We start from the raw sequence: 3,461 nt of genomic DNA on the forward strand, positions 1-3,461 counted from the left end.
AGGGCCCGCTCGCGCTCGACCAGCAGCCGCAGCGGCTCGGAGGCGGTGACCAGTTCGCGCAGCGGATGGCGGGCCAGCACCGCGTCCACCTCCGGCGTCAGCGCCGCCGCCAGCCGGGTCATCACCGGCAGCGTGTCGTCCTGCACCACCCGCACCGCGTCGAGCACGGTCCGCCGCCCCGGCCCCTCGGGCACCCCGGCGGCCGCCCGGGCCAGCAGCTCCGCGCCCTCCTCCAGCACCAGCCCCGCGTCGATGCCGGCCGGCACCTTGATCCCGGCGGCGTGCCGCCAGGTGGCGACCGGATCGCTCCAGGCTTCCACGTGGTACGTCCAGTGCCCGGGCGCGCCCGGCGTGACCTCCGCGCCCCAGCGGTCCGAGCCGGGGGCCAGCTCCCGCATCGGCGTCCAGGGACCCGGCCGCCCCTCCGGATCACGCAGGACGACGGCCGCGGCCACCGCGTCGTGGCCCTCCCGGAACACGGTGGCGGTGACCTCGAACGTCTCGCCCACGACCGCCTTGGCCGGGCGCCGGCCGCACTCCACCGCCGGGCGCACGTCCCGGACCGGGATGCGGCCGACGGGACGGGTCGGACTCTGGGCCGGACGCGGGGTCGGACTCATGGGTGTCACCTCCAGTGTGCTCGAGGCCGGGCTCGCGCCCGGCCGGGAAGGGGGTCCTGCTCGGCGGCGGGGCTACCGGCCGGCGGGGGAGCGCCGCTCCGCCGCGCGTCCCGGGGACTTGGGCCGGCCCCTGCGGGCCACGGCGGCCACGTGCGGCCGGGCGGCGTTCTGCTCCCGCAGGTAGGTGACCAGCGTGGTCCGCAGATAGCGTTCGGCGGCGTCCGCGGCCTCCCGCGCACACCGCTTGCCCATCAGCACACACAGCGTGTAGCCCGAGTCCTCGAAGGTGGCCCGCACCCGGCGGTCGTCGGGCGATGCGAGCATCGCGCGTTCCCAGGCCCGGTAGCGCCGCAGATGCCGTGCGACTTCGGTTTTGGCGGGTAGCAGCATGGCGCCGTTCACCTTTCGATGAGCGCTCGAAGGGCACGTCTCCCGACAGTCGGGGCGGTCACCGCGCACGCGTGGCACGGGTCCCGTTCACGGCGCTCGAGACCTTCACTCATGGTGCACGTTCAACGACTCACCGTCCTGTTGGATCTTCAACCAGCCGGCCGACGGCCCGTCACCCCCGTCCTGGTGCCGGTTCCCGCCCGCCACCTGCTCGTGTTGCACGAATGGCGTAGTGCGCTCAGTGTGGGATCTGACTCAGAGGCAACAGGTGCTCACGCTTCGTACTCGGGGGCTGAGCCCACAAGGGCCCATGGCAGCGGCAGCGCGAGCCACGCCGGTGAGGAGCCAACGACAATGAAGACCGCAGTGCCCTGCTACTACCACCTCGACGTGGAAGTCAGCCCGGAACGGGTCGGACAGGTCAGGCGCATCCTGGCCGCTCACCTTCGGTTCTGGGACCTGGAGGACCTCGTCGAACCCGTGTGCGGCGGTGCCGAGATGCTGCTGAAGGCCATCGACGAGCACGCCAGGGACAAGCACACCTCCATCGAGATGTGGTGGACCGGCCAGCACCTCATCACCGCGGTCGGGGAGAACAACCACGACCTGCGCCCCGACCAGGACCTGCGCAGCTGTCTGGCGCGCATCGCCGCGACGAGCGACGGCTGGGGCTGCTGCGCCTCGGAGACCGGCAGCAAGGTCATCTGGTTCTCGCAGCGGGCCCGCGCCGGGGTGCGCGTCCCGCTGGTGCCGAAGGCGCCCTCCCCGACCCTGCGCGAGGGCCTGAAGACGCCGCGCGCCGTGCCGGTCACCGCGCTCGCCTCACCGCTGAGCGCCCCCGAGGCCGTCCTGGAGGACGCCCGGTGACGGCGCGCAGGCACCGCAAGGGAGTACCCGCCCCCACCCCGCCGGTGTGGAGCGGGTACCCCTATCCGCTGGGCGCCGCCTACGACGGGCAGGGCACCAACTTCGCCCTGTTCAGCGAGGTGGCCGAACACGTCGAACTCGTCCTGGTGGACGACGGCGGCGCCCACCGCACCGTCCCGCTGACCGAGGCCGACGGCTTCGTGTGGCACGGCTATCTGCCCGGCGTCGGACCGGGACAGCGCTACGGCTACCGGGTGCACGGACCCTGGCACCCGGCCGCCGGCCACCGCTGCAACCCCAGGAAGCTGCTCCTCGATCCGTATGCCACGGCGGTGGACGGACGGATCCACGACCACCCCTCGCTCTACGAGCGGGCCCCGCACGGCCCCGACCCGGCCGACAGCGCCGGGCACACCATGCTCGGCGTGGTCACCGACCCGTCCTTCGACTGGGGTGAGGACCGCCCGCCCCGCCGCGCCTACTCCGACACGGTCATCTACGAGGCCCACGTACGCGGCCTGACCCGCACCCACCCCGGCGTGCCGCCCGAACTGCGCGGCACCTACGCAGGGTTGGGTCACCCAGCGGTCCTGGAGCACCTGACCTCGCTGGGCGTGACGGCGGTCGAGCTGATGCCCGTGCACCAGTTCGTGCACGACGGCGTGCTCCAGGGCCGGGGACTGTCCAACTACTGGGGCTACAACACCATCGGCTTCTTCGCGCCGCACAACGACTACGCCGCCCACGGCACGCGCGGCGGGCAGGTCGCCGAGTTCAAGTCGATGGTCAAGGCGCTGCACGCGGCCGGGCTCGAGGTGATCCTCGACGTGGTCTACAACCACACCGCCGAGGGCAACCAGAAGGGCCCCACCCTGTCCTTCCGGGGCATCGACAACGCCTCGTACTACCGCCTGGTCGACGGCGACTGGGCGCACTACTACGACACCACCGGCACCGGCAACAGCCTGCTGATGCGCCACCCCTACGTGCTGCAGCTGATCATGGACTCGCTGCGGTACTGGGTCACCGAGATGCACGTGGACGGCTTCCGCTTCGACCTCGCGGCCACGCTGGCCCGGCAGTTCCACGAGGTGGACCGGCTCTCGGCGTTCTTCGACCTGATCCAGCAGGACCCGGTGATCAGCCGCGTGAAGCTCATCGCCGAGCCGTGGGACGTCGGCGAGGGCGGCTACCAGGTGGGCAACTTCCCGCCGCTGTGGTCGGAGTGGAACGGCATGTACCGGGACGCCGTACGGGACTTCTGGCGCGGCGAGGAGCACACGCTGGGCGAGTTCGCCTCCCGGCTGACGGGATCGTCCGATCTGTACGCCCACAACCGGCGCCGGCCGCGGGCCAGCGTCAACTTCGTGACCGCGCACGACGGTTTCACTCTGCGGGACCTCGTGTCGTACAACGACAAGCACAACGAGGCCAACGGGGAGGGCAACGGGGACGGCGAGAGCGACAACCGCTCCTGGAACTGCGGTGCGGAGGGCGAGACCCGCGACCCCTCGGTCCTCGAACTGCGGGCCCGCCAGCAGCGCAACTTCCTCGCCACGCTGCTGCTGTCCCAGGGCATCCCGA

4 protein-coding genes are annotated in these 3,461 nt (G+C 72.1%); 2 read left to right on the forward strand and 2 right to left on the reverse strand.

Annotated elements, in window-relative coordinates:
* Together IE249_RS22655 and IE249_RS22660 are read right to left on the reverse strand one after the other, a co-directional pair.
* The coding region (locus IE249_RS22655) for a maltotransferase domain-containing protein (protein WP_189707322.1) at window positions 1-620 on the reverse strand (620 nt) is incomplete at its 3' end.
* Window positions 621-692: 72 nt separating this feature from the next.
* Entirely contained in the window at window positions 693-1,010 is a 318-nt protein-coding gene (locus IE249_RS22660; RefSeq protein WP_189707324.1) for a DUF5133 domain-containing protein, read from the reverse strand.
* A gap of 354 nt (window positions 1,011-1,364) precedes the next feature.
* Between IE249_RS22660 and IE249_RS22665 the strand changes: the two genes are divergently transcribed.
* Window positions 1,365-1,877 carry a pep a2 gene (locus tag IE249_RS22665; protein WP_189707326.1) on the forward strand — a complete coding sequence of 171 codons (513 nt, stop codon included), beginning with the start codon at window positions 1,365-1,367 and terminating at the stop codon, window positions 1,875-1,877.
* The coding region (gene glgX / locus IE249_RS22670; RefSeq protein WP_229859032.1) for a glycogen debranching protein GlgX at window positions 1,874-3,461 on the forward strand (1,588 nt) is incomplete at its 3' end. The genes IE249_RS22665 and glgX, both read left to right, overlap by 4 nt.

Origin of the sequence: Streptomyces anandii JCM 4720, from assembly GCF_014650655.1 — a bacterium.
Taxonomy (GTDB): Bacteria; Actinomycetota; Actinomycetes; order Streptomycetales; family Streptomycetaceae; genus Streptomyces; species Streptomyces anandii.

What these genes read in the sequence shown, in the direction of transcription:
- IE249_RS22665 (WP_189707326.1), top strand. Translation starts at nt 1,365, where the DNA reads ATGAAGACCGCAGTGCCCTGCTACTACCACCTCGACGTGGAAGTCAGC.
- IE249_RS22660 (WP_189707324.1), bottom strand. Translation starts at nt 1,010, where the DNA reads ATGCTGCTACCCGCCAAAACCGAAGTCGCACGGCATCTGCGGCGCTAC.